Below are 1,866 nucleotides of genomic sequence, written 5' to 3' on the forward strand. Positions count from 1 at the left end.
CGAGCGGCGGACGGGTGAGTAATGCCTAGGAAATTGCCCTGATGTGGGGGATAACCATTGGAAACGATGGCTAATACCGCATAATGCCTTCGGGCCAAAGAGGGGGACCTTCGGGCCTCTCGCGTCAGGATATGCCTAGGTGGGATTAGCTAGTTGGTGAGGTAATGGCTCACCAAGGCGACGATCCCTAGCTGGTCTGAGAGGATGATCAGCCACACTGGAACTGAGACACGGTCCAGACTCCTACGGGAGGCAGCAGTGGGGAATATTGCACAATGGGCGCAAGCCTGATGCAGCCATGCCGCGTGTATGAAGAAGGCCTTCGGGTTGTAAAGTACTTTCAGTCGTGAGGAAGGTGGTGTTGTTAATAGCAGCATCATTTGACGTTAGCGACAGAAGAAGCACCGGCTAACTCCGTGCCAGCAGCCGCGGTAATACGGAGGGTGCGAGCGTTAATCGGAATTACTGGGCGTAAAGCGCATGCAGGTGGTTCGTTAAGTCAGATGTGAAAGCCCGGGGCTCAACCTCGGAACTGCATTTGAAACTGGCGGACTAGAGTACTGTAGAGGGGGGTAGAATTTCAGGTGTAGCGGTGAAATGCGTAGAGATCTGAAGGAATACCAGTGGCGAAGGCGGCCCCCTGGACAGATACTGACACTCAGATGCGAAAGCGTGGGGAGCAAACAGGATTAGATACCCTGGTAGTCCACGCCGTAAACGATGTCTACTTGGAGGTTGTGGCCTTGAGCCGTGGCTTTCGGAGCTAACGCGTTAAGTAGACCGCCTGGGGAGTACGGTCGCAAGATTAAAACTCAAATGAATTGACGGGGGCCCGCACAAGCGGTGGAGCATGTGGTTTAATTCGATGCAACGCGAAGAACCTTACCTACTCTTGACATCCAGAGAAGCCAGCGGAGACGCAGGTGTGCCTTCGGGAACTCTGAGACAGGTGCTGCATGGCTGTCGTCAGCTCGTGTTGTGAAATGTTGGGTTAAGTCCCGCAACGAGCGCAACCCTTATCCTTGTTTGCCAGCGAGTAATGTCGGGAACTCCAGGGAGACTGCCGGTGATAAACCGGAGGAAGGTGGGGACGACGTCAAGTCATCATGGCCCTTACGAGTAGGGCTACACACGTGCTACAATGGCGCATACAGAGGGCAGCAAGCTAGCGATAGTGAGCGAATCCCAAAAAGTGCGTCGTAGTCCGGATTGGAGTCTGCAACTCGACTCCATGAAGTCGGAATCGCTAGTAATCGTAGATCAGAATGCTACGGTGAATACGTTCCCGGGCCTTGTACACACCGCCCGTCACACCATGGGAGTGGGCTGCAAAAGAAGTGGGTAGTTTAACCTTTCGGGGAGGACGCTCACCACTTTGTGGTTCATGACTGGGGTGAAGTCGTAACAAGGTAGCCCTAGGGGAACCTGGGGCTGGATCACCTCCTTATATACGAAGATTTTCACGATGAGTACCCACACAGATTGATCCTGCACGACCCACCATTCTTCTCCACTGAAGAATTAAAACTTAATGTGGGCGATTAGCTCAGTTGGGAGAGCACCTGCCTTACAAGCAGGGGGTCACTGGTTCGAGCCCGGTATCGCCCACCATTCTCTAAGTATTTTGTTTATGTTATCCAAACCAGTTCGCAAGAAGTTGGTTGGATTTTCTGACGATAAAGTCTTTAGAAAATGTCTATTAAGTTAGATATTGCTCTTTAACAATTTGGAAAGCTGACTGATTTGATTACTTACGAGTAACTCAAATCAAATTTAAAAGTTCTCAATGTTTATCTTCATTGATAAACACACAAACACATTCAAGTGTCTTGTATTCGGAACAATGTTTACATTGTTCCATTATTG

The 1,866-nt window shown here is 50.5% G+C and carries 1 tRNA gene and 1 rRNA gene; both read left to right on the forward strand.

Features of this window, described 5'->3' with window-relative positions:
- Window positions 1–1,447 (forward strand): 16S ribosomal RNA (locus F0249_RS19890); the annotation flags it as partial.
- Between the two features lie 88 nt (window positions 1,448–1,535).
- A tRNA-Val gene (locus F0249_RS19895) sits at window positions 1,536–1,611 on the forward strand.
- Window positions 1,612–1,866: the final 255 nt, after the last annotated feature.

This window comes from Vibrio sp. 03-59-1 (assembly GCF_013114135.1).
In the GTDB taxonomy this organism is placed as follows: Bacteria; Pseudomonadota; Gammaproteobacteria; order Enterobacterales; family Vibrionaceae; genus Vibrio; species Vibrio cortegadensis.